Here is a 24,399-nt window from a genome sequence, read left to right on the forward strand (position 1 = left end):
ACAGCTTCATCAAGCCGGCAACATCGCCGGCCGTGAGGCTATGCCTGGACATCTTCTCGCCTTTGCCAGGCGAAAGCGAGGTTATCAGCCAATTCGAACGACTCAGTTCCAGCGACACAAAAATTGCGCCAAACTGCGTGCGGATAGCGGTCGGTCCGTCGGAAGGATGATCGAGCAACATCGTCGTCTCCAGGTTGGGTGGTTTTGCAACCTCAGTCTGGCCTCAGACCTGGTCGCTATCCACTCCCCATGGAATCTTCGTCGCAAGGGCTCCTCGCAATGACGGGGAGGCGCGCTCGCCAACCTATCGCTTCTTCTTTTCCTTCGGAGCGGGAGCTGACGCAGGCTTGTGCGGCGCTGCGGGGCGTTGCGCGGCGGGCAGGTGCTGCTGCAGGCCGGGCTGGCGCGGTGCCGCGCCTTGTTGCGGCTGCATGCCGGGCTGCAATCCGGTGCGCGGCGTTTGCGGCTGTGGCGTCGTGCCCGGCCGGGGCGCGATCGCGCCGGGCGCTCGCGGAGATTGTCCGCTGCGCTGTGGCTGCGTCTGCGGCGCGCCGCCGGGCTGCGTGCCTTGTCCGGGACGCGGCTGGGTCGCGCCGCCTTGTCCCGGACGCTGCGGCTGTTGCGTGCCCGGACGGTTGTTCTGACCGGGCTGGCTGTTCGGTCGCTGCGGCTGCTGGTTCGGCGCCGTGTTCGGACGCAATTGCTGTTGCTGCGGCGGCTGCGCCGGTCGCGGAATGCGGCTGATCGCGGCCGGATTGGCGCGGCGGAAGTCGCGCTGCTCGGTGACGATCTGGCGGCCGGTGGTCTGCGCCGCGTGCACCTGGCTAACGAAGCCGCGGTCGCGCGCGATCTGCTGCGGTGGGATCGTGATCGGCACCGCGGCAAAGCGCATGCCGCCCGGGCCGGCCGCACCCGGCCGGATCGCAAAGCCGCTCGCGGCTTGCGTCAGCGCGCCGAGCCGCGTGCCGCTGGTGCGGTCGTTGACATCGATATGGCCGACCCGGCCGTCGGCGTCGGGATAGAGTTTGATGTTGACGTTATTCGCAGTGTTCGCGGTCGCGTTCTCAGGCACGTCGACCACGCCGGTGGTGCCGCGAATGCCGAGCGTTGCAGTCGGCGTTGCGATCTTCATGTCGCCGGTCTTCGCCACCGCCGCCGCGACGAAGGCGACCGTGCCCTTGCCGATGTCGTAGATCGCCGAGTTCTGCTTGCCGCCGTCCTCATAGACGTAATTGTCGATGGTGATCTTTGAGCCGGCGGAGAGATTGAACGTGGTTGCGTCGTTGAAGGTGATGCCGAGCGAGGAGTTCGAGGACGTCTGCACGACGTCGTTGAGATAAATGTCGTCGCGCACCTTCAGCGGATAGGAGTTCTTGTCGCGGATCACGGTCGCGATCCCCGTCACCGTCGCGACGTTGCCGATCGGCTCCACAGTGGCGGGCTGCGCATCGCCGGCCGGCGCAGGCGAGGCCGATGGCGTGGGGGAGGGGGCAGGCGCCGGTTGTGCCTGCGGCTGCGCTTGTGCCTGGGCTTGCGCGAGCTCGATTGCGTCGGACGCGCACGCCCTGTCCACGCCGGCCAGCGGCAGCGCCAGCAGCGGCAAAGCAAATACGACGCGGCGCCAAGCCACCATCAAAGTCACGAATGAGGTCCCGGTGAGAACAAGAGGCGAGATCGGTCGATATCAGCCGGAGCTGACTGAATGGCGGATGAACGTCTGTCGCACGGGACGGGCGAACGTACAAACGCCACGTCCCGGTGTCAGGGACGTGGCGCCATCTTGGGAACAAGAACGTTTGCCGGCGGCGAGGCCGTCGGCGTCAGCCCACCCGCTTCCAGGTCTGGCCGCCGCAGAACATGCCGCCGAAGGCGCAGCCCTGCACACGCATCGCGTTGGGACCCTTCATCGCGATCGTCGAGTCGTAGTTGCGGCCGGAGTCGGGATCGTGGATGCGGCCGCTCCACTTGGCGCCGTCGGGCTTCATGTTGATCAGGATCCGCTCATTGCTCTTCTCGGCATAGCCGCAGAGGTTGGTGCCGCACTGCTCGACGCGGACGTTGCCCTTGTTCTCTTCGGTCGCCCACACGCCGAGCGGCGTGTTCGCGGCCTGCACGGGCGCGACGGGAGCCGGAGCAGGTGCCGGAGCCGGCGCATAAGCGGGAGCAGCGGCGACCGGAGCAGGAGCGGCACCCGGCGCAGGCTGCGTGGTCGTGTCGACAGATGGCGCGGTGGCAACGGTCGTGGCGGGGGCAGCGGCAGCGGGTGCGACTGGCGCGGTGGCCTGCATCGGCGCGGGCGCCACGGGCTGCTGCTGCACCGGAGCCGGCGCGGGCTGCGCGGTCGTCGTCGACGGCGTGGTATCGTCATCGTCCTTGGAGCCGCCAAGGCCGTTGAGGTTGATGTCGTTCAGCTTGATCGGCTTGTTCGACAGGCCCGGCGCCACGATGGTGACGCAATCGAGCGAGGCGCAGTTGCGCGGCGTCTCGATGCGGATGCGCTGGCCTTCGATCTGGAACGAGAGCGAATTGCCGGCATGTGCGACGGCGGTTGATGCGAGGAAGACGGCGGTGGCGGCGATGGTGAGCTTGTTCATGACAACCTCCGAAATGGCGTGGTCCCGATATGGACTGAAGTCTGTCGTGGACCGGATGTGGTTCGACCCTATGCCCAATGCCTCCGCCCATCTGTGATGGACCTCACAACGGCTGCCTGGGTGAGACTGTGCAACGCTGCTGATCTGCAGCGCGATTTCAAGATTGGTGGCATCACCGGATCGAACCGTTCGAATTTCTGAGCAACGCAAAACGCCCGGCGGCCAGACAATCTGGCTTCAGCCGGGCAGGCCCGCGATGCGGTCGGTGGACGCTGCTAGATCATGCCGAGCACGATGGCGCCGACAAAGGCCATGGCAAGGTACGCGGTGACAACGCTCAGTCTCCCGACGAACGTCATGACGTTGCTCCTGAGATCCCGCTTGGGATCGCTCCCTCTGCGCGCCGCCTTGCGCGCAATCATTATGGTTAACAAAAACTCACCGCTGAAAAAAGTCAGCCTCATTGTCGTTCGCCTGCGGCCGCGGACGCGTCATGGTAAAGGAAAGCTGAAATCGACACGTTGAAGAGTCTTTAAGTAAATTCACCGAACGTGCGCGCATGACGCGCGGAGTTCGTTTGTATCTCGTCGGCTCCATCGTCCTTGTTTCGCTCGCGGGTTGCGGACGCGGCTTGTTCCAGGCCGAACGCGAACCGTGGCGGGCCGAGGCAGAAGCGGCGTGCCTGAAATCGGGCGCCGTGAAAGAGAGCGCCGACATCGTCCGGATCGAGCCGATCTCCGGCCCCGGCATGTGCGGCGCCGAGTTTCCGCTGAAGGTCGCCGCGATCGGCGAGGGGGCGAGCAGCTACGGTTTCGCCGATGAGGAGCTGCGCCCGCCCGGCAGTATCGGCAATCAGCCGCGCTGGCCGGTGACGCAGCCGCAATCGAATTATCCGGCGGCTGGCTATCCGCAGCGGTCGAACTATCCCGAGAGCGTGGCGCGCCAGCCGTCCGGCTATGGCGCCTCCTCCGGCCCGGTGTCGCTCAGCGCGCCCGGCGTGGCGCCGCAGGAAGACGAGATCGACCTGCCGCCCGAGGGCACCGACGCCGCGGGTGCCGCGCGCTACATGAATGCGCCGAGCTATCCGGCGCGGCAGCCCGGTCCGGCGCCTTATTCGCAGGCCCCCGCACAGCAGCCGCTGCCGCGTCTCGGTCCGGCGCAGGGCAATCCCGTCACCGCGGTCGGTCCGGTCGCGGTGAAGCCGCCGGCGACGCTGGCCTGTCCCATCGTCTCCGAGCTTGACCGCTGGTTTGCCGACAGCGTGCAGCCTTCGGCGATGCGCTGGTTCGGCGCCCGCGTGGTCGAGATCAAGCAGATCTCCGCCTATTCCTGCCGCGGCATGAACGGCAACCCGAGCGCCCATATCTCGGAGCACGCCTTCGGAAACGCGCTCGACGTCGCCGCCTTCGTGCTCGCCGATGGCCGCCGCATCAGCGTGAAGGACGGCTGGCGCGGCATGCCGGAAGAGCAGGGATTCTTGCGCGACGTACAATCCGGCGCGTGCGCGCATTTCACCACCGTGCTCGCGCCGGGCTCGAACGTCTATCACTACGATCACATCCACGTCGACCTGATGCGCCGCGCCAGCCGCCGCCTGATCTGCCAGCCGGCCGCAGTCTCCGGCGAAGAGGTCGCGGCGCGGGCGCAGCGGCGCAATCCGTATGCGAGCAATCGCGATCCCTCCGTGACCGGCGCGCTCGGTGCGCGCAAGAGCAAGCACGAGAAGATCAACGAGGAAGACGAGTTCTCGGACGATTAGACGGACACATTCCCAGAATGCCCGCCGACATCGTCGGCTATCTCACGCATCCGCAGGTGCAATCGATCCCGCCGGGGCGTAGCCCTGCACCGCGAGCGACCACACTTCGGGTCAGAACACGTCGACTGTCGGGAAGCGCGGCTCCCCGGTGATACAATCCCAGAGGTAGATCGCCAGGCCGACGTCGCCGGTCCAAAGCGAATAGCGTCCGCGGTCAACGACCGTCTTGGCGCCGCGATACTGCACAATGGCCGTCATGGCGAATTGGCGTGCACGGTCGAGCCAGACCGGATCGTTTGTGCGGCGGTAAAGCTTGAGGAATGCGTAGCCGTTCCCGCCGGCGCCGTGGCACAGGTTCGAGCCCTTGGTCAGCGGTCCGGCGGTCCAGGTCAACCGGCCGGCATCCAGCAGAAGTTCGTCAAAGTCCGGCGTCGCGAACGGCGCGTCGGCAAATGTCGTCACCATGCCGGGGGCGCCGTGGCAGTGCTGACACAAAGTCGGTGGCGTCTCGCGCTTGCTTCTCGCGCCCCAATTGGTTCCGAGCTCGGACGACCACGCATTCGCGGCCAAGGTCTGGGGCACAACATCGGCCAATTGCGCCTGCTGTGCCGGCGTCAACCAGTCCCATCCACGCAGCAACGGGATGATGTTGCCGGCGAAGCCATGCACAGGCCCGAGCCAGCGGTCCTTGGCGCCGTACAGATCCTGGGTCCAGAGCCGGCCTTGCGGCGTTTCCTCCAGATCATCCAACAGCCGGGCCGCTTGCGTTTCGAACAGGCCACGCCATCGCGGCTCCCGTGTCATCTCGGCCATGTGGATCGCAGCCAGCATGGATCCGGGCATGCCCCACATCAGTTCACGGATCGGAAGTTCGGTATTGGCTTCGGCGCGCGCATGGACGAGATCGGCCAAGCCCGGCGTGGGATCAAGGCGCATGGCGAGAAGTGCGGCTCCCATGTCGCCAAATAGCAGCGAGCCGTGCTTGGCATAGCCGGCCGGCGAAACCCTCTCGAACCCTGCGGTTGTCCGTTCGAGGAGTTTTGGCAGGACCGCACGAAAGTCCTTTGCAGCAGGGCTGGCGCCGACACGATGCAAATAATCGAGCGCCCAGATGACGCCGGCCGCGCCAAAGTAGAAGCTGGGGTTGCCGTCTCCCACCCCGTCGTCGCCGGGGTGACCGGGCCAAAACGTCTCGGGATCGAAATCAGCGTTGGCATCGGCAACGATATCTGCAATCGCGGTGCGGACGGCCAGCTCGCTCCAGGCATCTTGCACAAGTGCGCGGTGGCGACCGGCGGTGATCATGACCTGAGTTTTCCGACATCCGTCGACGGCGCCAACCCCATGCATAGCTGCACCTCGGCCGGGACGTTGTAGGTCCGCATGATGTGGCGGCTGTCGCGCAGGCCGGTCGCTTCACGTTGCACCACGAACATCCAGAGCGCCTGGCCGGCGGCCATCACCAGCTTGCGCCGGGCCGGCTGCAGCGAGGCCGGTATCTCCGGGCGCGCGTGCGTGGCATCGAATGCGCGCAATTCCGCGAGGGCCTGTTCGAGCGTGCGGCCCATTCGTCCAAGCGCTGAGGCCTGTTCCTGGACGATCTCATAATGGAGAATATCGACCGGCGGGCGAAGATCACGGGACATGGCGCTCAATATAATGTAGCGCGAACCGGATGCGCAACGCGTGGCCTGCCGCCGCTACTTCGCCTTGTACGCGGCCAGGAACATCCGCGTCGCGCTGTCGATCACTTCCATCATGCGCTGTTCCGACGGCGGCGGCGCGGCCTGGAAGACGAAAGGCAGAAAGAGTGAGGCCTTGCACAGTTCCATGAACTGCGAGGCGGCAAGGTCGCAATCATCGATCGCGAGATCGCCGGGGGCGACATGGGCTTTGAGATATTCGGATAGCCGGTTGATGGTCTTGTCCAGCACGCAGAAATAATAGCGTCGGCCGACGTCGGGCATGCGTTCGGCAATCGCCATCACGGTGCGGATCGCCGATCCGCCGCCGGGCCGGCAGAGCAGATGAAGATAGGCCGCGCCGAAATCCCTCAGCGTGGTCTCGGCGTCGCGCGCGGGGTCGAAATTGAACACGACCTGGCCGTGCTGGAGCGCTTCCTCCTCGAGGATCGCTTCGAACAGCGCACTCTTGTCGGCGAAGTAGACGTAGAGCGTGCCCTTGGAGACGCCGGCCGCGCGCGCGATCTCGCCCATGCTGGCCCCGTCGAAGCCCAGATCCATGAACACCTTGCGGGCGCCGGCAAGGATCTGGCGCCGCTTGGAGCTGTCCTCGTCCGGGAGGGCGTGCAATTGTTCGCGGTTTGCTGCAACCATTGGTTTAGCGTCTCGAAAGGTTTTGGGTCGGTGCTCGGTCCATGAAACCCAAATAGAGGATTCGGCCAGTAGGGTCAGCTCGGGAACATTAAGTATATTGACCGAACCGTTCGGTCAATGATATTCGGGATGGGCGAGCGGGACAGCGGCCGTGCGACGGCCGCCCCGGTTCGCGATTCTGTTGGGGAGGCCTTTATGGCCACATCGAGAGACCAGGCTGCGCGCGTCCTTCGCCAGGAAGCGGTGGAGACGACGACGGCGGACGGTGAAGCTGCGACCGGGCCGTCCGCAGTGCTCGCCGAGCAGCTGCGCTCTCATGGGGCTGAAGAAACCAAGCGCCGCACCGGCGAGGCGCCGGAGAAGCCCGTGACCGACAAGCCGGCTCCGACCGCACCCGCCGCTGCCGCGCCGAAATCCGGCAAGCGCAAATTCGTCATGATGGGCATCGGCCTCGTGCTGGCGCTCGCGGCGGCAAGCTATGCCGGCTACTACACGCTGGTCGGCCGCTTCTTCGTTTCCACCGACGACGCTTATGTTCGCGCCAACAACACCATGCTGGGCGCGCGCGTGGCCGGCCATATCTCCTCGATCCTGGCCCGAGACAACACGCTGGTGCATGCCGGCGACACCGTGCTGCGCATCGACGACGGCGACTACAAGATCGCGGTCGACGCGGCTGCGACCCGGATCGCGACCCAGCAGGCCACCATCGACCGCATCGGCCGCCAGGTCGCGGCGCTCGACAGCCAGGTCGCGCAGGCCAAGGCGCAGCTCGTCTCTGCCGAGGCGGGCCTCAAGCGCGCCGATCTCGACTATGAGCGCCAGCAGGCGCTGAGCAACAAGGGCTTTGCCTCGCGCGCGACCTTCGAAACCTCGGAGGCCGGTCGCGACCAGGGCGCCGCCGCGGTCAAGGCCGCTCAGGCCGCCTACGACGTTGCGGTGAGCAATGTCGATGTCGCCAAGGCGCAGCAGGCCGAAGCCCAGGCGCAGCTCGCCGAGCTCAAGACCACGCTCGCCAAGGCCGAGCGCGATCTCGCCTTCACCGCGGTGCGCGCGCCGGTGGACGGCATCTTCTCCAACCGCCTCGTCAGCGCCGGCGACTTCGTTGCCGTCGGCCAGCGCCTCGGCAATGTCGTGCCGCTCGACGACGTCTATATCGACGCTAATTTCAAGGAAACGCAGCTCAAGCGCATCCGTCCCGGACAGCCGGTGACGATCAAGGTCGATGCCTACGGCATGCGCAAGTTCTCCGGCGTCGTCGACAGCATCGCGGCGGGCTCCGGCTCGGTGTTCACGCTGCTGCCGCCTGACAACGCCACAGGCAACTTCACCAAGATCGTGCAGCGCGTGCCGGTCCGCATCCGCGTGCCGAAGGCGGTTGCCAAGCAGAACCTGCTCCGCGCCGGCATGTCGGTCTACGCGACGGTCGACACCAACAAGGGTGCCGCCGACGCCGACAGCGAGATCGATCTCGACGATCCAACCATGGTCCATCCGCAGTAAGCGCGCGACCCGGCGCTGCGAGGTCAGACCATGGCGAACGCCACCACCGCTTCACCTGCCATGATGGCGGCCGCCGATTCGGAGCGGATTGCGCCGAAGCGGATGATCGCCTTCATCATCATGGTGTTCGGGATGTTCATGTCGATCCTGGACATCCAGATCGTCTCGGCGTCCCTGAGCGAAATCCAGGCCGGCCTGTCGGCGAGCTCGAGCGAGGTCTCCTGGGTTCAGACCGCCTATCTGATCGCCGAAGTGATCGCGATCCCGCTGTCGGGATTCCTGTCGCGCGCTTTCGGCACACGGCTGCTGTTTGCGATCTCGGCGGCCGGCTTCACGATTTCGAGCCTGCTCTGCGGCTTTGCCACGACCATCGAGGAGATGATCCTCTGGCGCACGCTGCAGGGCTTTCTCGGCGCCGGCATGATCCCGACGGTGTTCGCCTCGGCCTACACGGTGTTCCCGCGGTCGAAATTCCACATCGTCGGCCCCATCATCGGGCTTGTTGCGACTCTGGCTCCCACGATCGGCCCGACGGTCGGCGGCTACATCACCGATCTGATGTCGTGGAACTGGCTGTTCTTCATCAACGTCGTCCCCGGCATCGGCATCACCCTCGGCGTGCTGGCGCTGGTCGATTTCGACGAGCCGCACTTCGAATTGCTCGACCGTTTCGACTGGTGGGGCCTGATCTTCATGGCCGGATTCCTCGGCACGCTGGAATACGTGCTGGAAGAGGGCCCGCAATATGAATGGCTGCAGGACACCTCGGTGGCGATCTGCGCCTGGATCGGCGCGGTCTCGGCGATCGCCTTCTTCGTGCGCGTCTTCACGGCGGCCGAGCCGATCGTCAATCTGCGTGCTTTCACCAACCGCAATTTCGCGGTCGGCTCCACGCTGCAATTCTGCATCGGCATCGGCCTCTACGGCCTGACCTACATCTATCCGCGCTATCTCGCCGAGGTGCGCGGCTATAGCGCGCTGATGATCGGCGAGACCATGTTCGTCTCGGGCATCACCATGTTCCTGGTCGCGCCGCTGGTCGGCCGGCTGATGGCGAGCCTCGACATGCGCTACATGATCGCGTTCGGCCTGATCGTGTTCGCGATCGGCTCCTACCAGATGACCTGGATCACGCGCGACTACGATTTCTACGAGCTCTTGATCCCGCAGATCCTGCGCGGCATCGGCATGATGTTCGCGATGGTGCCGACCAACAACATCGCGCTCGGCACGCTGCCGCCCGACAAGGTGAAGAATGCGAGCGGCCTGTTCAACTTGATGCGCAATCTCGGCGGTGCTGTCGGGCTTGCCGTCATCAACACCGTGCTCAACGATCGCGCCGACCTGCACATCACGCGTCTGCAGGAGCGCGTGACCTGGGGCAACGCAACCGCGACCGAAACCCTGACCATGCTCCAGCAGAAGTTTCAGGGGCTTGGGGACTCGACGCTGATGGCGATGAAGCAGCTCAGCCAGATCGTGCACCGCCAGGCCGTGGTGATGAGCTATGGCGATGCGTTTCTGATTCTGACCTTGTTCTATCTGAGCCTCAGCGTCCTGGTCACGCTGTTGAACAGGCCGGCCTCGCCGTTCGGTGCCGGCGGCGACTCGCATTAAGAGCTACACGCGGTGTCGTCGCCCGGCTTGACCGGGCGGCTGCGCACCAAAATGCAACACTCGTGCGTGATCTCGCGCAGGGCCCGTTGCAAATTGCGAATCGTGCATCTATAAAGCGCACCTCATTCATTCGAGCCGGGGAGAGATTTGCATGATTTCGTCGCATTCGCAGATCGCGTTTCCGCGCTCGATGATGATCTGGCTCGGTACGTTCTCGGCCTGCTAGAGGCCGCTTCCGCCAGCTTCGATGGGGCCAGGGTTTCGACCAGACGCCCCGATCGCTCCGCTTCCCAAGTCAAGTTCAGCTTTAAGTGACGCCGTCCCGGCCCTCGCGGCTGGCCTGCGTCCATCGATGGAGCCGGCCCGCGGCAATGCGGCCGGATGACGCCATGACCGCTTTGTCAAAAAAGCCCGCGGCTATCCGCGTGGTCCTGCCCTTCGTGTTCCGGCACTGGCTGAATCAGCCGGGGCGCACGCTTGCCATTGCCGTCGGTTTGTTAGGGGCGACCGTCGCCGACCTGTTCATGCCGGTGTTTTCAGGACAGCTGGTCGACGCGCTGACGCGTGGCCCGTCCGACCCTGCCGCCCGCCACGCCGCGCTGATGGCGCTGGGCGGCATCGTGGTGCTGGGCGCGGTGTCGATGGTGTTGCGCCTGACCGGGCTGCAAGTGATCGTGCCGTTCACGCTGAAGATCATGTCCGACGTGGCGCAGGACGCATTTCTGCGCGTGCAGCGCTTCTCGACCGACTGGCACGCCAACTCCTTCGCGGGCTCGACCGTGCGCAAGATCACGCGCGGCATGTGGGCGCTCGATTTGCTGAACGACACCATCCTGCTGGCACTGCTACCGTCGCTGGCGGTGCTGATCGGATCGATGATCCTGCTCGGCGTGCACTGGGCCTCGCTCGGCGTGGTGATCGCGCTTGGTGCGGCCATCTATGTCACGATGACGGTGCTGTTCTCGACGCGTTACATCGCGCCGGCTGCGCGTGTGTCCAATGCCTGGGACACCAAGGTCGGCGGCACGCTGGCGGATGCGTTGACATGCAATGCGGTGGTGAAATCGTTCGGCGCGGAGGCGCGCGAGGATGCGCGGCTTGGGCGCGTCGTCAAGCGCTGGCGTGCGCGGGTGCGGCGGACCTGGTTCCGCTACAACTACACCGCCATGGCGCAGCTCTCCCTGCTGCTATGCCTGCGGGGGTCGGTGATCGGCGGCGCGGTGCTGCTGTGGATGTACGGGCATGCCTCGCCCGGCGACGTCACCTATGTGCTGACGAGCTATTACGTCATCCACGCCTATCTGCGTGACGTCGGCATGCACATCAACAACCTCCAGCGCTCGGTCAACGACATGGAGGAGCTGGTGGGGATCCATGACGAGCCGATCGGCATCGCCGATGCAGCCCACGCGCGGCGGATCGCGATCGAAGGCGGCGAGATCGTGTTCGACGACGTCACGTTCCACTATGGCGGCCATCGCGCGCCGCTGTATGACGGGCTGTCGGTCAGGATCCGCGCCGGCGAGCGCGTCGGTCTCGTCGGCCGCTCCGGCTCCGGCAAGACGACGTTCGTCAAGCTGGTGCAGCGGCTCTACGACGTCACCGGCGGTCGCGTGCTGATCGACGGGCAGGACATCGCACTGGCCACGCAGCAATCGCTGCGCAGCCAGATCGCGATCGTGCAGCAGGATCCGATCCTGTTTCACCGCTCGCTCGCCGAAAACATCGCCTATGGCCGGCCCGGTGCCAGCCTCGAGGCGATCGAGCAGGCGGCGCGGCTGGCGAATGCGCACGACTTCATCCTGCGCCTGCCGAAGGGCTACGGCACGCTGGTCGGCGAGCGCGGCGTGAAACTGTCGGGCGGCGAGCGGCAGCGCGTGGCGCTGGCGCGCGCCTTCCTGGCCGATGCGCCGGTGCTGATCCTGGACGAGGCCACGTCGAGCCTCGATTCGGAATCGGAGGCGCTGATCCAGCAGGCGATGGAGCGGCTGATGAAAGGCCGCACCTCGATCGTGATCGCGCACCGGCTGTCGACGGTTCGCAGCCTCGATCGCATCCTGGTGTTCGACCGCGGCGAGATCGTCGAGCAGGGCACGCATGCCATGCTCGCGGGCAAGCCTGGCGGAATCTATCGCAGCCTGTTCGAGCGCCAGGTGGTGGAGCTCGGGCACATCGCAGCAGCGGAATGACGCGCGGCGGCAGGGCCAAGGCCCCGCCGTCACGTCGTCGAGGATGGAATGAGATGAAGGACCTGACGCGCGGCTCGATCGTGAGCCACATCGTGAGCATGGCGCCACCGATCGTGGTCGGCATGATCACGATCATGATCTGCCAGCTTGTCGACCTGTACTTCGTCTCCGGGCTCGGCGATGCGGCCGTGGCCGGCGTCGCCGCGGCCGGCAACGCCGGCTTCCTCGTCAACGCGCTGATGCAGATGCTCGGCGTCGGCACGGTTGCGCTGGTCGCGCATGCCGTGGGCCGCAAGGATCGCGATGACGCCAATCTTGTGTTCAACCAGGCGGTCGTCCTGTCGGTGCTGTTCGGGTTGCTGACATTGGCGGGCGGGCTTGCACTGTCGCGCCCTTATATGCGCGCGATTGCGGCGGACGAAGCCACGATCGAGGCCGGCACGACCTATCTGCTCTGGTTCATGCCGGCGCTGGCGCTGCAATTCGCGACACAGGTGATGGCGTCCGCATTGCGGGCGACCGGCATCGTGCGGCCGAGTATGCTGGTGCAGGTCCTTGCCGTGGCGATCAACATCGCGCTGGCGCCGGTGCTGATCACGGGCTGGGGCACCGGACATGCGCTTGGTGTCGCCGGAGCGGGCCTTGCAAGCTCTATCGCGGTCTTCATCGGCGTGCTGATGCTGCTTGTCTATTTCCTCAGGCGGGAGCGTTACGTCGCCTTTCATCCCGCGCAATGGCGGCCGCAGCTTCGGCAGTGGAAAAGAATCCTCAATGTCGGGCTGCCGGCAGGCGGCGAGTTCGTGATGGTCTTCATCATCATGGCCGTGGGCTATTACGTGCTGAGCATTTTTGGTTCGGCGGCGCAGGCAGGATTTGGCATCGGGACGCGTCTGCTCGGCTTGATCCAGATGCCGGCGCTCGCCATCGCGCTTGCTGCAGGGCCCATCGCCGGCCAGAATTTCGGTGCAGGCAATGGGGCGCGCGTGCGAGAGACCTTTGTCAAGGCGTCGCTTATTGCGACCGCCGTAATGATTGCTTTCCTGATCGTCGCGCAGTTCGCGCCCGGCCTGCTGCTTGCTGGGTTCTCGAACGATCCGGAAACGATGGCGGTTGCGTCGCTTTTTTTGCGCATCATCTCGTTCAACATGGTGGCGCAGGGGCTGATCTTTATCTGCTCCAGCATGTTTCAGGGGCTTGGCAACACCACGCCGGTGTTGTGGACCTCGGCAATGCGGGTCCTCACCTATTCTCTGCCGTCGGTCTGGCTCTCCACGTGGCCGGGCTTCCGGATGGAGCATGTCTGGTACTTGTCGATTGCGACCACCACGCTGCAGGCCGCCCTGAGCCTGTGGTTGTTGCGCCGCGAGTTCAGGAAGCGGCTGGTGCCTTCGAAGGAGAAAGCCGCAGAACTGGCGAGCCCTGAGCCCGTCGTGCCGCTCGCACGCGAGCCCGCGTAACGACAGCATGCTTCATCCCTGCAGCTCCGGCTTATTTGCCGGGCTGTCAGGCAGCTAAAGCGTGCTGATGCTGTTCCAGACGAGGGTGGCGCCCGACAGAAACAGCAGGCCGAGCACCACATCGCCGAAATGCTTGTCGCTCAGCGCGTGATAGACGCGCGCGCCGGCCCATGCGCCGATCAGCGTGCCCGGGAATGCGACCATCGCGAGCCAGACCACCTTGAACGCGACCAGGCCTGAAGCCGTCTGCAACACTAGCGCGGTCGCAAGCACCGTGAAATTGAAGAGCTGGAAGATGCCGCGCCGCTCGTGCTTGTTCCAGCCGCGGATGTTGGCCCACAGAATCGGCAGCGGCCCGGACAGTCCGGCGAGCCCGCCCAAAATGCCGCCGGCAAATCCGATCGCGCCGTCGGCGATGCGGCCGCCGAAGGCGATGGCGAATTGCTTCTTGTTCAGGTACAGCGCGCTCGAGAAGATCAGCAGCAGCACGCCGACGCTGAGCTTGAACACTTTTGGATCGGCGGAGGCGACCAGCATGGTCCCGAGCGGTACGCCGATCAATCCGCCGATCAGGAACGGCCACACCAGCGACAGGTCAAAGCTCTTCCACATCGAGGGCAGCGTCGAGGTCTGCGCGATCACCGAACAGATCAGCACCAGAGGCACCGCGAGCGAGGGCGGCAGCACGTAGAGCCAGATGCCGAGCGCCATCAGCGCCGTGCCGAATCCGGCCAGTCCCGACACGAAGCCGCCGGCCAGCGCGCCGAACAGGAGCAGCGCGTAAGTGAGCGTTTCCACCAATGAATCCCTGTCGCTACCGGCGATCCCAAAGCCGTGGTCGCATGGCGCATAGCACAGATGCGGCGCGGGAGGTCAATTTCAGAACCCTGCGTAAACGTGATTCCCTGGTTTGCTAGACGATCTGCCTGATGTCGGCGGGCTTCTGCAGCGCGCCGACCAGGATGCGCAGCGCCTCGGACAATTCCGATCTGTTGCGCGCTGCGCCGAGTGAAACGCGCGCCGCATGCGGCGACGTGCCGTCGACGGTGAAGGCGTCGCCGGCAACGATCGCGAGCCCGTTGCGCAGCAGATGCGCGGCGACGTCCGGTCGCCCCTCCGGCAAGTGCAGCCACAAATGATGTGCGGCGGGCTTCGCCTGGAACGGAAAACCCTTCAACGCGCGCTGTGCCAATTGCTGGCGTCCGACGGCCTCGTTGCGGATCGCTGCGATGATGCGGTCGGCGACGCCGGTTTCGAGCCAATGCGTCGCCAGCGCGACCATCAGCGGTGCCGGCATCTGCACGGTCGCCTGGAGATGGCCGCGCATCTGACGCTGCGCGCCGCTGTCGGGCGTGAGCAGATAAGCGAGGCGTAGCGCCGGCGCGATGCATTTTGACAGTGTGGTCGCGAGATATGTCCGCTCCGGAATGAGATTGGCGATCGGCGATGCCGAACGATCGAGGAGCCCGTAGGCGTCGTCCTCGATCAACATCGTATCGGCGTCGCGGATGATCTTGGCGATCGCGCTGCGCCGCTCGGCAGAGAGCGTCGCCGTGGTCGGATTGTGCAGCGTCGGAATGAGATAGACGGCCTTCGGCCTCTGCGTGCGGCAGGCCTTCGCCAGCGCATCGGGCAGCACGCCGCCGTCATCCATGGCGACGCCGACGAGCTTGACGCCGAGCTGTGCTGCTGCGGCCTTGATGCCGGGGAAGGTGAGGGCCTCAGTCAGGATGACGTCGCCCGGCCGCGCGAGATGGGCGAGCAGGTTGAACAGGATGGTCTGCGCGCCGGGAAAGATCGTGAGCTTGTCGGCGTGCGCATGCGGAACGCGCGTACGCATCCAGCGCGCGGCGACCTCGCGCTCATGCGCGCTGCCGCCGGGCGGCTGGTAGTTCAGGAATGCGGTGAGCCCCGATTGCGCGCGAATGGCTTCGAGGCCAGCGATGATGCGCTCGTCGAGCTGCGCTTCGAGGGGGTGCGGCGGCACGTTCATCGAGAGGTCGATCGCCACCGGATGCGGCAGGTCGACCGCGCGGCGTGCGCTGGTCTCCGACACGAACGATCCCTGGCCGACGCGGGCCTCCATGATGCCGCGGCGCCGCGCCTCGGTGTAGGCGCGTGTCACCGTGGTCAGGTCGATCCCGAGCGCCTTTGCGAGCGCACGCTGCGTCGGCAGTTGCTGTCCGCGCACCAGCCGGCCGGCGGCAATGTCGGCCTCCATGGCCTCGACGATACGCTGATAGCGCGGCCCGCTCAGCTCCGAGATTGTAGGGGTCCAATCCATGCAATTTAGGCTCGTATCCTTTGAATGTATGGATGCAAGAGATTATTGTATGGATCAGCAAAATGGAAGAGGTGTCGTCATGGCGACCGGTTCAGTCTCTCTGGCAAAGGCGATGTGGCGCGGTTTTCGCGGCAAGTGCCCGAACTGCGGCGATGGGAATATGTTCGGCCGCTTCCTGAAAGTGGCGGACAGCTGCGACCATTGCGGCGAGGAGCTGCTTCACCAGCGCGCCGATGACTTTCCGGCCTATCTGGTGATGGTCGTGGTCGGTCATCTCGTGGTGCCGGCGATCCTCGCGGTCGAGACCGCTTATGCCCCACCGGTCTGGCTCCAACTCGCGGTGTGGCTACCGGTGACGCTGTTTGCTTCGCTCGCTTTGCTGCAGCCGACCAAGGGCGCCATCGTGGGCTTGCAATGGCGGATCGGCATGCACGGCTTTGAGGCGGGCAAGCTGCGGCGCGAAGCCGGTCAGCTTGCGACCGTGCTCGTGAAGGCGCCGCGCGCGGCTTGACGCCCGGCGGCGTTTACATCGGGCGGCTGCCCGTTACACTCCATCGTATCCAACAAGAACGATGGAAACGCCGATGACTGAACGCGCGAAGACTTTCCTGCTCTGTCATGGCGCGTGGTCCGGCGGGTGGGCCTGGACGAAGATGCATCCGCTGATGGCGCAGGCCGGCCATCGTCTGATCGCGCCGACCTACACCGGGCTCGGCGAGCGTTCACATCTCGCCAATCCCGCGATCGATCTTGAGACGCATATCCAGGACATCCTCAACGTCATCACGTTCGAGGATCTCGGCGATATCGTGCTGCTTGGCCACAGCTATGGTGGCATGGTTGCAACGGGCGTTGCCGACCGCGCAAGAGAGCGCGTGAAGCAATTGATCTATCTGGACGCCTTCGTGCCGCGCGATGGCCAGTCGCTGTTCGATCTCAACGAGGCCGGGCGCGAACCGATGCGCAAGGCTGCTGCCGCCGGCGACGGCTACCGCATCCCGCCAAACCCGCCGCCGCCGGACACGCCGCAGGCCGATCTCGACTGGCTCAACGCGCGCCGCGTCAACATGCCGCTTAAATGTTTCGAGACCAAGCTGAAGCTTCAACACGGCGAGCCAGCGATGCCGCGCAGCTATATCTACTGCAAGCGCATTCCGCCGGGCGATGTGTTCGGGCAATTCGCAAGACGCACGAACAGCGAGGAGGGCTGGCGCTATTTCGAGCTCGATGCGAGTCATGCACCGAATGTCACATTGCCGGAGGCGCTGATGGGTGTGTTGCGGGAGATTGTGGCGTAGCTCTCGCCGTCATTCCGGGGCTCGCGAAGCGAGAGCCCGGAATCCATTCACCCACCGTCTCTGCCGCTTGATGGATTCCGGGTTCGTGCTCCGCACGCCCCGGAATGACGACCATTGAAAATTGGTGAGGGGTCCGATGCGCTAACATCGAACCCCTCGTCGCAAGATATCAGCCGGCCTGTAAGCCGGGTTCTGTAGGGCACCGTCCGCTTGCGCAAACGATACGTGACGGCCATTCCTCTGGGACCATGTTTGCACATGGCCTCGAGCAACCTACCCGGACGGCGGGCCTGACATCGCCCCGCGGCGTTATCGCTTGCGCGAACGGCCCGCGACGCCGTCCCTATTCGGTTTTGCTCCCGGTGGGGTTTACCATGCCGGCTCCGTTGCCGGACCCGCGGTGCGCTCTTACCGCACCTTTTCACCCTTACCCGCCTGCGCAGCTTGCGCTGCGTCGGCGGGCGGTTCGTTCTCTGTGGCACTTTCCCTAGGGTTGCCCCCGCCGGACGTTATCCGGCACCGTATGTCAAGGGAGCCCGGACTTTCCTCCCCGGCGGCCTTTCGGCACTTGCCGGAGCGGCCGTCCGGCCGACTGACGGGGTACGCATGGGCCATTTGTGACGGTTCCGTCAAGCGGAGATCGCCGCGCACGCCGCAGCGTAAATAATTTATCCTGAAGATGTCGTGGGGTGTACGCCCGGTTCGACTGGATGTCGGCATTCCAGCCGAGCAACAGGAGTTAGGCGATGCAGTATTTGCTGCTGATCTACCGAAACGAAGCTCAACAGAGCAAGATGGGCCCCGCTGACTACCAGAAACTGCTGGCGGAGTATTCCGCCTACACCCAGTCCATCGTTCAGAGCGGCAACTTCAAGGCTGGCGACGGGCTCCAGCCGACCTCGACTGCGACCACCGTTCGCGTTCGTGAGGGCAAGATCCTGGCGACCGATGGTCCCTTTGCCGAGACGCGCGAGCAGCTCGGCGGCTATTATCTGGTCGAGGCCAGGGATCTCGACGCCGCGATTGCAATGGCTGCGCGGATTCCCGGAGCCAGGGACGGGTCGATCGAGGTCAGGCCCGTCATGATCTACAAATGATCTCGTCCGCCGGCATCGAATAATTATCCCGAGGATGTCGTTTGAAGTTGGCCCCGTTCGACTGGATGTCGGCGATCAAGCCGAACAACAGGAGTAAGCCATGCAGTACCTGCTGCTGATCTACCGGAACGAACAGAAACTGATCAATATGGACGCGACCGAGCGTCAGAAAGTGTCGGCGGAGTACGGCGCCTACACCCAGTCCATCATCCAGAGCGGCCATTTCAAGGCCGGCGACGGGCTCCAGCCGAGCACGACGGCGACGACCGTGCGCGTGCGCGAGGGCAAGACCCTGACGACTGACGGTCCGTTCGCAGAGACCCGCGAGCAGCTCGGCGGCTACTATCTGGTCGAGGCCAAGGATCTCGACACCGCCATTGCGCTGGCCGCGCGGATTCCCGAAGCCAGGGAAGGATCGATCGAGGTCAGGCCGGTCATGATCTACAACAAGTGATCTCGTCCACCGACATCGACAGGATCTTCCGCGACGAGGCGGGGCGGGCGCTGGCTACCCTGATCCGCCTCGTCGGCGATTTCGATCTGGCTGAGGACGCGCTCCAGGACGCCTTTGCGGTTGCCCTTGAGCGCTGGGCCGCGGGCGAGGCCCCTGACAATCCGCGCGCCTGGCTGGTCAATGTCGGCCGCAACAAGGCGATCGACCGCGTCCGGCGGCAGGCCGTCTTTCGCGGCAAGCAGCAGGCACTCGTGCACGAGCTCGAGCTCAACGCAGACACGCCAGCCGAACCGCCAGCGATGCTCGACGACGACATGCTGCGGCTGATCTTCACCTGCTGCCATCCGGCGTTCGCCGCAGAAGTTCAGGTGGCGCTGACGCTGCGCACCGTCTGCGGGCTTTCGATGGCCCAGGTCGCTCGTGCCTTCCTCATCAGCGAGGAGGCGATGGCGCAGCGCCTCGTTCGCGCCAAGCAGAAGATTAGGCTCGCCGGCATTCCCTACGAAGTGCCGGAGCACGCCGCGCTGACGCCGCGGCTCAATGGCGTGCTCGCCGTGATCTATCTCGTCTTCACCGAAGGCTATGTCGCGACCTCCGGCGCGGATCTGATGCGGCCTGACCTTGCGGTCGAGGCGATCAGGCTCGGCCGCTTGCTCGACCGGCTCATGCCGGACCGCGCCGGGATCAAGGGACTGCTGGCGTTGATGCTGCTCCACGATGCGCGCCGTGCCGGTCGCGAGACCGCGGCCGGAGATATCGTTCTCCTGGAAGAGCAGGACCGCTCGCTCTGGGATCGCGCGCAGATCGAGGAAGGCCTGCGTCTCGTCGATGACGCGCTGCGCGTGCCGGGCCGGCCGCAGCCTTATGCGGTGCAGGCGGCGATCGCCGCGCTGCATGCCCGCGCACCGAGCTTTGAGGAGACCGATTGGCCGCAGATCGCCGGCCTCTATGAGGTGCTGCTGCGCATCAGCCCGTCTCCGGTGATCGAGCTCAACCATGCTGCCGCGGTCTCGATGGTCGACGGTCCGGCGCGCGCGCTCGATCTCGTCGACGCGATCACCGCGCGCGGCGGGCTGGACGGCTATGAGATGTTGCCGGCGGTACGTGCCGATCTGTTGCGGCGGCTCGGCCGCAACGACCAAGCGCGCGAGGCCTACGCGGCCGCGGCGGAGGCGACGCAGCTCGATCCGTTGCGGCGGCTGTATGCGCGGCGGGTGCGGGAGATGGATTGAGTTTCCGTCATGGCCGGGCTTGTCCCGGCCATCCACGTTCTTCGCGCGCGGAGACAAAGACGTGGATGCCCGGGACAAGCCCGGGCATGACGGAGCAAGGGGTCACGTTCTCGAAGACGTCTGCTATTTCGACGCGACTGTCGCCCCATCCGCCGGCAGGCTCGCCAGCAGCGCCTGCAACGTCGACAGGGTCGAATGATCGGCAACGCCATCCAGCCGCGCCGGGCGGAAGTGCCGCTGGAATGCTGTGATGACTTCCATCGTCGATGCGTCGTATTTGCCGGTCAGCGGCACGCCATAGCCGTAGCGCGCCAGCGCCTGCTGCAGGCTCAGCACCTCGTCGCTGATGGTGCCGAGCATCAGGCTTTCGCCGCGCACGACCGGCGCCGGCGTCACCCAGTGACCGACGCCGGAATTGGCCAGCGAATGCCAGGGAAATTTTTCGCCGGGATCCTTCTTGCGCGCGGGCGCGACGTCGGAATGACCGAGCACCCGTTGCGGCGCGACCTTGCGGCGGAGCATGATTCCGCGGCACAGCGCGATCACGGCGGCGATCTGGCGCAGCGGATATTCCGGATAGCCCCAATCATGGCCGCGATTGATGATCTCGATCCCGATCGAGCACGAATTGATGTCGTCCTCGCCCGCCCAGGACGAGACGCCGGCGTGCCAGGCGCGCCGCGCTTCGGGTACGCATTGCACAATGCGACCGTCTTCGAGCACGACGTAATGGGCCGACACCTCGGTGCCGGCCGTGCACAGCCGCGCCAGCGCGCCCTCGACGTCGGGCATGCCGGTGTAGTGCAGCACGATCATGTCGGGCTGCCGCCCCTTGGTGCGCTCGCCATGATTGGGCGAAGGGATGATGTCGGAAACGATCGACGAATCCGGCTCGAACGTCCGCATGTTCGCCGCGGCCTTGGGAACCGGAAGAACGCGCTGACGCTTCGAATCAGTTCCAGACGGCGTTGACGGACCGGACGACATAGACAGCTCAAGTCGGATAGGAGAGTGGGCCAGCCCTTCTCTTTACTATTTCTTTACTGTCCGGTCCGCGCAATCGCGCGGTGCGGTTAACGGCTGCATTTCGGGTGGGTGTGTGGATAGGGCATCACCGCCCAGCCACCTTTTCGACTTGTAACCAGCCGATCAACGTTTTCTTAACGCTAAGGGCCGTTACTGAGGGGTGAAGAGCCGACCCGCGTCCGGAGGCGGCCAAAAGCGTTTTTGGCTCGAAATCCCATGGCTGCCCGACATAATCCGCTGGGAACACCGGGTCTGCCGCCTGGGACGACCGGGCTCGGCGCGCATGCTGGCAAGCATGCTGGAGAGGGTTTGGGTCGTGGAACCGCCGCGACGCGGAGTTATTCGAGGCGTGATGGGCTGCTTCGCCCCCGATTTCATTTGGCCGTTCGCCTGCGCACCCGGCAGGCGCGACGCATGAGCGCCGCGCCGCACATTCCCGTGCTTGGCCGCGAGGCGATCGAGCATCTCGCGCCGCGCGAGGGCGGCATCTATGTCGATGCCACCTTCGGGGCCGGTGGCTACAGCCGCGCCATCCTGGATATTGCGGGAACTCGTGTCATCGCGATCGACCGCGACCAAACGGCGATCGCCGGCGGCGCGGAGCTGGTTGAGCGCGCCGCGGGCCGGCTGACGCTGGTCGAGGACCGCTTCTCGAATCTCGCCGAGGTGTGCGCGGCGCAGGATGTCGACGCGGTCGACGGTGTCGTGATGGATGTCGGGGTGTCCTCGATGCAGCTCGACCAGGCCGGTCGCGGCTTCTCGTTCCGCCTCGACGGTCCGCTCGACATGCGGATGGGGCAGGTCGGACCAACGGCGGCCGACGTCGTCGCGCGCGCCTCGGAAAGCGATCTCGCCGACATCATCTATCTCTTCGGCGAGGAGCGGCATTCGCGCCGTGTCGCCCGCGCCATCGTGGCTGATCGGCAGGAGACGCCGTTCACCACGACGCGCGCGCTCGCCGATCTCGTCGGCCGGGTGGTGCGCTCGAAGCCCGGTGACATTCACCCGGCAACGCGGACATTCCAGGCGCTGCGCATCTTCGTTAACGAGGAGCTCGAGGAGCTCCAGACCGCGCTCGCGGCGGCCGAGCGCGTGCTCAAGCCCGGCGGCCGTCTGGTCGTGGTCTCGTTCCATTCGCTGGAAGACCGCATCGTCAAGAATTTCCTTAGCCTGCGCTCCAAGACCGGCGGCGGCTCGCGCCATCTGCCGGAAGTGGCGCAAGGCGCACCGAGCTTCCGGCTTTTGACGCGGCGGCCCGTGGTCGCCGGCGAGGCGGAAGTTGCGCATAATCCGCGTGCCCGTTCCGCAAAGCTGCGCGCCGCCGAGCGCACCGCGGCGCCGGCGCATGACGATGCCGAGCCATCGTCCTGGCCCAAACTCTCCGACGTGATGAGGGGCGGCTAGCACATGCGCTTCATCCACCTTCTCGTCATCGGCGCGCTGATCTTCGCGGCCGCCTATGTCTACCGGATCAAGATGGATTCCACCGCCCGCACCGAGAAGGTGCTGCGGCTGCACGCGGAGATCCGCGAGCAGCGCGACGCGATCGCGCAACTGCGCTCCGAATGGGCCAGGCTCGATGCTCCGCTGCGCCTGCAGGGCCTCTCCGAGCGGCATCTGCCGCTCAAGCCCGTCAACGGCACGCAATATGATGCACTGAAGAACCTGCCGGACCGTCCAGCGCGGATGTTCAGGCCGGGCGAGCCTGATCCGATCGGAGCCATGCTCAATACCATCGAAGCTGCGAGCGATCCCGATACGGTGACGGGCTCCGTGCCTCACCCCGAGGACAAGCAATGAGCGCTGTTCCGGCCAAATCCACCGAGCGGCCAGCTGAGCCGTGGCGGCAGCGTCTGATCCGCAGCCTGCTCTACGGGCGCAATGTCGATCGCGCCGCGAAGGCGCGCGCGCGCGTCGGCCTCGCAATGCTCGCCTTTGCCCTGGTCTATGCCCTGATCGGCAGCCGGCTCGTGATGTTCGCGATCGGTGCCGACGCTCACAGTGCGCGTCGTGCCGCCTCGCAGGAAGTGGTTGCGACCGCGCGGCCCGACATCGTCGACCGCAACGGCGCGATCCTGGCGACCGACGTCAAGGCGGCCAGCCTGTTCGGCGAGCCGCGCCGCATCATCGACAAGGACGAGGCGATCGAGCTTCTGACCGCGACGGTGCCCGACCTAGATGAGGCCGAAGTGCGCGAGCGCCTGTCGTCGCGGAAAGGCTTCGTCTGGCTCAAGCGCGAGATCACGCCGAAGCAGCAGCAGGACATCCACAAGCTCGGCCTTCCCGGCATCGGCTTCCTGCGCGAGAACAAGCGCGTCTATCCGACCGGCAACGAGGTCGCCCACGTCATTGGTCTGGTCAACATCGACAACCAGGGCATCGCGGGCATGGAGAAGTGGCTCGACAATCAAGGGCTCGCCGATCTCCACCGCGCGGGCTTTGCCACCGACCGGCTGCAAAAGCCGATCGAGCTGTCGGTCGATTTGCGCGTCGAGCACGCGCTGCGCGACGAGCTTCAGAAGGCGAAGGAGAAATTCCACGCCAAGGCGGCTTCCGGCATCATCTCCAACGTCAAGACCGGCGAGATCGTGGCCATGGTCTCGCTGCCGGACTTCGATCCCAACAATCCGAAGGAAGCGCACGACCCAGACCGCATCAACCGCCTGACCACCGGCGTCTACGAAATGGGCTCGACCTTCAAGGCCTTCACGCTGGCGATGGCGCTCGACTCCGGCAAGATCAACCTGAACTCGTCGTGGGACGCACGTGGAAACCTGCACTACGGCAAGTTCACCATCCATGACAGTCACAACCTGGGACGTTTCATCAATACGAAGGAAGTGTTCACCTACTCGTCCAATATCGGCGCCGCGCGGATCGCGCTCAACCAGGGTGTCGAGGCGCACAAGGCGTTCCTGGCCAAGATGGGACAATTGACGCGGCTGCGCACCGAGTTGCCGGAGAGTGCGGCTCCGCTGGTGCCGCGCCACTGGGGTGAGCTGAACACTGTCACCATCGCGTTCGGTCAGGGCCTGTCGGTAGCGCCGCTCCAAGCGGTGATGGGCATCAACGCCCTGATGAACGGCGGCTATTTGATTCCGCCGACATTCATGAAACGCAGCGAAGACGAAGCGCGGGCGATGGCCAAGCGCGTGATCAAGCAGGAGACCAGTGACAAGATGCGGTATCTGATGCGGCTCAATGCCGAAATCGGTACCGCCAAGAACGCCGACGTGAAGGGCTATTACGTCGGCGGCAAGACCGGCACTTCCGAGAAGGTCATCAATGGCCGCTACGCCAAGAAGCGGGTGCTCAACTCCTTCACCGCGATCATGCCGTCCGACGATCCGAAATATCAGATTCTCGTCATGCTGGACGAGCCGCAGGCGTTGCCTGAAACGCATGGTTTCATCACCTCGGGCTTTAACGCGGTGCCCACGGGCGGCAAGGTGATCGAGCGGATCGCGCCGCTCCTGGGGGTCGAACCTCGGTTCGATTTGCCGCCGTCCGACCGCCTTATTCTTGCGGCATCCAGGGCAACCCAGTAATCAAC

22 protein-coding genes, 1 other RNA gene and 1 pseudogene are annotated in these 24,399 nt (G+C 65.2%); 13 read left to right on the forward strand and 11 right to left on the reverse strand.

Annotated features, from left to right (window positions below):
* From FXB38_RS27485 to FXB38_RS27500, 4 genes and pseudogenes are all read right to left on the reverse strand, one after another.
* Window positions 1-181 (reverse strand): annotated as a pseudogene (locus tag FXB38_RS27485) (IS110 family transposase); the annotation flags it as partial.
* Window positions 182-304: 123 nt separating this feature from the next.
* On the reverse strand, window positions 305-1,633 hold the full coding sequence (locus FXB38_RS27490; RefSeq protein WP_187435196.1) for a FecR domain-containing protein: 1,329 nt from the start codon (window positions 1,631-1,633) through the stop codon (window positions 305-307).
* A 187-nt stretch (window positions 1,634-1,820) separates the two neighbouring features.
* On the reverse strand, window positions 1,821-2,594 hold the full coding sequence (locus FXB38_RS27495; protein WP_148754065.1) for a DUF2147 domain-containing protein: 774 nt from the start codon (window positions 2,592-2,594) through the stop codon (window positions 1,821-1,823).
* A gap of 275 nt (window positions 2,595-2,869) precedes the next feature.
* Window positions 2,870-3,058: a hypothetical protein gene (locus FXB38_RS27500; protein ID WP_148754066.1), complete on the reverse strand. Its 189-nt coding sequence runs from the start codon at window positions 3,056-3,058 to the stop codon at window positions 2,870-2,872.
* Window positions 3,059-3,153: 95 nt separating this feature from the next.
* Between FXB38_RS27500 and FXB38_RS27505 the strand changes: the two genes are divergently transcribed.
* Window positions 3,154-4,353, forward strand: coding sequence for an extensin-like domain-containing protein (locus FXB38_RS27505; protein ID WP_148754067.1), 1,200 nt, complete (start codon window positions 3,154-3,156; stop codon window positions 4,351-4,353).
* A gap of 111 nt (window positions 4,354-4,464) precedes the next feature.
* On the opposite strand, the gene FXB38_RS27510 is transcribed toward FXB38_RS27505, so the two are convergent.
* From FXB38_RS27510 to FXB38_RS27520, 3 genes are read right to left on the reverse strand one after another with little or no spacing between them, the layout of a single operon-like run.
* Window positions 4,465-5,658 (reverse strand): lanthionine synthetase C family protein, encoded by a 1,194-nt coding sequence (locus tag FXB38_RS27510; protein WP_148754068.1) that lies wholly within the window; start codon window positions 5,656-5,658, stop codon window positions 4,465-4,467.
* Window positions 5,655-5,999: a DUF6665 family protein gene (locus FXB38_RS27515; protein WP_148754069.1), complete on the reverse strand. Its 345-nt coding sequence runs from the start codon at window positions 5,997-5,999 to the stop codon at window positions 5,655-5,657. Before FXB38_RS27515 ends, FXB38_RS27510 begins: the two co-directional genes overlap by 4 nt.
* A 54-nt stretch (window positions 6,000-6,053) precedes the next feature.
* Window positions 6,054-6,689 (reverse strand): TetR/AcrR family transcriptional regulator, encoded by a 636-nt coding sequence (locus FXB38_RS27520; RefSeq protein WP_148754070.1) that lies wholly within the window; start codon window positions 6,687-6,689, stop codon window positions 6,054-6,056.
* A gap of 195 nt (window positions 6,690-6,884) precedes the next feature.
* On the opposite strand from FXB38_RS27520, the gene FXB38_RS27525 reads away from it, so the two are divergent.
* From FXB38_RS27525 to FXB38_RS27540, 4 genes are all read left to right on the forward strand, one after another.
* Window positions 6,885-8,192, forward strand: a complete 1,308-nt coding sequence (locus FXB38_RS27525; RefSeq protein ID WP_148754071.1) for an HlyD family secretion protein — start codon at window positions 6,885-6,887, stop codon at window positions 8,190-8,192.
* A 30-nt stretch (window positions 8,193-8,222) separates the two neighbouring features.
* On the forward strand, window positions 8,223-9,809 hold the full coding sequence (locus FXB38_RS27530; RefSeq protein ID WP_148754072.1) for a DHA2 family efflux MFS transporter permease subunit: 1,587 nt from the start codon (window positions 8,223-8,225) through the stop codon (window positions 9,807-9,809).
* Between the two features lie 389 nt (window positions 9,810-10,198).
* Window positions 10,199-11,998, forward strand: coding sequence for an ABC transporter ATP-binding protein (locus FXB38_RS27535; RefSeq protein ID WP_148754073.1), 1,800 nt, complete (start codon window positions 10,199-10,201; stop codon window positions 11,996-11,998).
* A gap of 53 nt (window positions 11,999-12,051) precedes the next feature.
* Window positions 12,052-13,455, forward strand: coding sequence for an MATE family efflux transporter (locus tag FXB38_RS27540; RefSeq protein ID WP_148754074.1), 1,404 nt, complete (start codon window positions 12,052-12,054; stop codon window positions 13,453-13,455).
* A gap of 54 nt (window positions 13,456-13,509) precedes the next feature.
* On the opposite strand, the gene FXB38_RS27545 is transcribed toward FXB38_RS27540, so the two are convergent.
* Both FXB38_RS27545 and FXB38_RS27550 read right to left on the reverse strand, forming a co-directional pair.
* Window positions 13,510-14,253 carry a sulfite exporter TauE/SafE family protein gene (locus FXB38_RS27545; protein WP_148754075.1) on the reverse strand — a complete coding sequence of 248 codons (744 nt, stop codon included), beginning with the start codon at window positions 14,251-14,253 and terminating at the stop codon, window positions 13,510-13,512.
* Between the two features lie 115 nt (window positions 14,254-14,368).
* Window positions 14,369-15,739, reverse strand: coding sequence for an aminotransferase-like domain-containing protein (locus tag FXB38_RS27550; protein ID WP_148754076.1), 1,371 nt, complete (start codon window positions 15,737-15,739; stop codon window positions 14,369-14,371).
* 49 nt (window positions 15,740-15,788) lie between these two features.
* Between FXB38_RS27550 and FXB38_RS27555 the strand changes: the two genes are divergently transcribed.
* Window positions 15,789-16,250, forward strand: a complete 462-nt coding sequence (locus FXB38_RS27555) for a DUF983 domain-containing protein (protein ID WP_187435182.1) — start codon at window positions 15,789-15,791, stop codon at window positions 16,248-16,250.
* Window positions 16,251-16,323: 73 nt separating this feature from the next.
* Window positions 16,324-17,037: an alpha/beta fold hydrolase gene (locus FXB38_RS27560; protein ID WP_187435183.1), complete on the forward strand. Its 714-nt coding sequence runs from the start codon at window positions 16,324-16,326 to the stop codon at window positions 17,035-17,037.
* A 165-nt stretch (window positions 17,038-17,202) separates the two neighbouring features.
* On the opposite strand, the gene rnpB is transcribed toward FXB38_RS27560, so the two are convergent.
* Window positions 17,203-17,633: RNase P RNA component class A (rnpB, locus tag FXB38_RS27565), an RNA gene on the reverse strand.
* Between the two features lie 150 nt (window positions 17,634-17,783).
* Here rnpB and FXB38_RS27570 point away from each other — a divergent pair.
* The 3 genes from FXB38_RS27570 (at window position 17,784) to FXB38_RS27580 (ending at window position 19,820) form a co-directional block, all read left to right on the forward strand.
* Window positions 17,784-18,134 carry a YciI family protein gene (locus tag FXB38_RS27570; RefSeq protein ID WP_148754079.1) on the forward strand — a complete coding sequence of 117 codons (351 nt, stop codon included), beginning with the start codon at window positions 17,784-17,786 and terminating at the stop codon, window positions 18,132-18,134.
* A gap of 100 nt (window positions 18,135-18,234) precedes the next feature.
* Window positions 18,235-18,588: a YciI family protein gene (locus tag FXB38_RS27575; RefSeq protein ID WP_148754080.1), complete on the forward strand. Its 354-nt coding sequence runs from the start codon at window positions 18,235-18,237 to the stop codon at window positions 18,586-18,588.
* Window positions 18,585-19,820, forward strand: a complete 1,236-nt coding sequence (locus tag FXB38_RS27580) for an RNA polymerase sigma factor (RefSeq protein ID WP_148754081.1) — start codon at window positions 18,585-18,587, stop codon at window positions 19,818-19,820. The genes FXB38_RS27575 and FXB38_RS27580 overlap by 4 nt, the downstream gene beginning before the upstream one ends.
* Before the next feature lie 123 nt (window positions 19,821-19,943).
* Here FXB38_RS27580 and FXB38_RS27585 read toward each other — a convergent pair whose 3' ends face one another.
* Window positions 19,944-20,726, reverse strand: a complete 783-nt coding sequence (locus FXB38_RS27585) for an N-acetylmuramoyl-L-alanine amidase (RefSeq protein WP_148754082.1) — start codon at window positions 20,724-20,726, stop codon at window positions 19,944-19,946.
* Window positions 20,727-21,260: 534 nt separating this feature from the next.
* On the opposite strand from FXB38_RS27585, the gene rsmH reads away from it, so the two are divergent.
* Genes rsmH through FXB38_RS27600 form a run of 3 tightly spaced genes read left to right on the forward strand, consistent with a single transcriptional unit; the run spans window position 21,261 to window position 24,394 of the window.
* Window positions 21,261-22,250, forward strand: coding sequence for a 16S rRNA (cytosine(1402)-N(4))-methyltransferase RsmH (gene rsmH / locus FXB38_RS27590; RefSeq protein WP_187435184.1), 990 nt, complete (start codon window positions 21,261-21,263; stop codon window positions 22,248-22,250).
* A gap of 3 nt (window positions 22,251-22,253) precedes the next feature.
* Entirely contained in the window at window positions 22,254-22,646 is a 393-nt protein-coding gene (ftsL, locus tag FXB38_RS27595; protein WP_148754084.1) for a cell division protein FtsL, read from the forward strand.
* Window positions 22,643-24,394, forward strand: a complete 1,752-nt coding sequence (locus FXB38_RS27600) for a peptidoglycan D,D-transpeptidase FtsI family protein (RefSeq protein WP_148754085.1) — start codon at window positions 22,643-22,645, stop codon at window positions 24,392-24,394. Before ftsL ends, FXB38_RS27600 begins: the two co-directional genes overlap by 4 nt.
* Window positions 24,395-24,399: the final 5 nt, after the last annotated feature.

This window comes from Bradyrhizobium cytisi, assembly GCF_008123515.1.
Lineage (GTDB): Bacteria > Pseudomonadota > Alphaproteobacteria > Rhizobiales > Xanthobacteraceae > Bradyrhizobium > Bradyrhizobium cytisi.

Coding starts and splice junctions, on each gene's coding strand:
- FXB38_RS27490 (WP_187435196.1), bottom strand. CDS start 1,633: ATGGTGGCTTGGCGCCGCGTCGTATTTGCTTTGCCGCTGCTGGCGCTG.
- FXB38_RS27495 (WP_148754065.1), bottom strand. CDS start 2,594: ATGAACAAGCTCACCATCGCCGCCACCGCCGTCTTCCTCGCATCAACC.
- FXB38_RS27500 (WP_148754066.1), bottom strand. CDS start 3,058: ATGAGGCTGACTTTTTTCAGCGGTGAGTTTTTGTTAACCATAATGATT.
- FXB38_RS27505 (WP_148754067.1), top strand. CDS start 3,154: ATGACGCGCGGAGTTCGTTTGTATCTCGTCGGCTCCATCGTCCTTGTT.
- FXB38_RS27510 (WP_148754068.1), bottom strand. CDS start 5,658: ATGATCACCGCCGGTCGCCACCGCGCACTTGTGCAAGATGCCTGGAGC.
- FXB38_RS27515 (WP_148754069.1), bottom strand. CDS start 5,999: ATGTCCCGTGATCTTCGCCCGCCGGTCGATATTCTCCATTATGAGATC.
- FXB38_RS27520 (WP_148754070.1), bottom strand. CDS start 6,689: ATGGTTGCAGCAAACCGCGAACAATTGCACGCCCTCCCGGACGAGGAC.
- FXB38_RS27525 (WP_148754071.1), top strand. CDS start 6,885: ATGGCCACATCGAGAGACCAGGCTGCGCGCGTCCTTCGCCAGGAAGCG.
- FXB38_RS27530 (WP_148754072.1), top strand. CDS start 8,223: ATGGCGAACGCCACCACCGCTTCACCTGCCATGATGGCGGCCGCCGAT.
- FXB38_RS27535 (WP_148754073.1), top strand. CDS start 10,199: ATGACCGCTTTGTCAAAAAAGCCCGCGGCTATCCGCGTGGTCCTGCCC.
- FXB38_RS27540 (WP_148754074.1), top strand. CDS start 12,052: ATGAAGGACCTGACGCGCGGCTCGATCGTGAGCCACATCGTGAGCATG.
- FXB38_RS27550 (WP_148754076.1), bottom strand. CDS start 15,739: ATGGATTGGACCCCTACAATCTCGGAGCTGAGCGGGCCGCGCTATCAG.
- FXB38_RS27555 (WP_187435182.1), top strand. CDS start 15,789: ATGGATCAGCAAAATGGAAGAGGTGTCGTCATGGCGACCGGTTCAGTC.
- FXB38_RS27560 (WP_187435183.1), top strand. CDS start 16,324: ATGACTGAACGCGCGAAGACTTTCCTGCTCTGTCATGGCGCGTGGTCC.
- FXB38_RS27570 (WP_148754079.1), top strand. CDS start 17,784: ATGCAGTATTTGCTGCTGATCTACCGAAACGAAGCTCAACAGAGCAAG.
- FXB38_RS27575 (WP_148754080.1), top strand. CDS start 18,235: ATGCAGTACCTGCTGCTGATCTACCGGAACGAACAGAAACTGATCAAT.
- FXB38_RS27585 (WP_148754082.1), bottom strand. CDS start 20,726: ATGCGGACGTTCGAGCCGGATTCGTCGATCGTTTCCGACATCATCCCT.
- rsmH (WP_187435184.1), top strand. CDS start 21,261: ATGAGCGCCGCGCCGCACATTCCCGTGCTTGGCCGCGAGGCGATCGAG.
- ftsL (WP_148754084.1), top strand. CDS start 22,254: ATGCGCTTCATCCACCTTCTCGTCATCGGCGCGCTGATCTTCGCGGCC.
- FXB38_RS27600 (WP_148754085.1), top strand. CDS start 22,643: ATGAGCGCTGTTCCGGCCAAATCCACCGAGCGGCCAGCTGAGCCGTGG.